We start from the raw sequence: 860 nt of genomic DNA on the forward strand, positions 1-860 counted from the left end.
CCGCCGACCTTCCGCGTCGCGCCGCTCCGCCGCCGGTGTTCGCGCCGGTTCCGGTGTTCACCTGGACGGGCTTCTACGCGGGCTTCAACGCCGGCTACGCCTTCGACACCGGCGAGAACCGCAACGGCTTCCTGCAGACCCCCGGCAACCCGGTCACCCTGACGGGCCCCGGCGGCGCGGCGGTCGCCACCTCGATCCTGCCGGTCGGCGCCACGCTGGCCTACCGCTCGGCCGAGCGCGACGGCTTCACCGGCGGCGGCCAGATCGGCTACAACTACCAGTTCACGCCGGGCTCGGGCGTGGTGGTCGGCGTCGAGGCCGACGCCCAGTACCTCGACTTCGGCGCCCGCCGGAACAACCGCTTCAACGTCGGGCCTGCCGGCGCCATCAACTTCATCAACCCGAACTTCGTGCCGGTGAACGGCACGCTGAGCACGCTCGACTTCTTCGGCACGGTCCGCGGCCGCCTCGGCTACGCCTTCGACCGCACCCTGATCTACGGCACCGGCGGCTTCGCCTACGCCTCGGGCGACACCAGCCTCGGCCAGTTCGCCAACGTGGCGCGCGGCGACGACTTCCTGACCGGCTGGACCGTGGGCGGCGGCATCGAGTACGCGCTGCCGACCGACTCCTTCCTGAACTTCTTCCGCTCCTCGGCGGTGACGCTGAAGGTGGAAGGCCTGTACGTGAACCTCGACCGCGGGCGGACCGGCCCCAACTCGCTGGTGGGCGGCCTCAACACCGCCGGCGGCCTCGTCCCGGTCTACGACACGCTGGGCTTCGCCGGCCGCAACCGCAACGACGAGTTCGCCGTCGTCCGCGCCGGCCTCAACTACAAGTTCGGCTCCTACTGAGACCCT

General features: G+C 71.0%; 1 protein-coding gene. It reads left to right on the forward strand.

Annotated features, from left to right (window positions below; genetic code table 11):
• Positions 1-854 (forward strand): outer membrane protein (locus MOX02_RS30795; RefSeq protein ID WP_147029541.1); only part of this gene is annotated, 854 nt, incomplete at its 5' end.
• Positions 855-860: the final 6 nt, after the last annotated feature.

Origin of the sequence: Methylobacterium oxalidis (assembly GCF_007992195.1) — a bacterium.
GTDB lineage: Bacteria > Pseudomonadota > Alphaproteobacteria > Rhizobiales > Beijerinckiaceae > Methylobacterium > Methylobacterium oxalidis.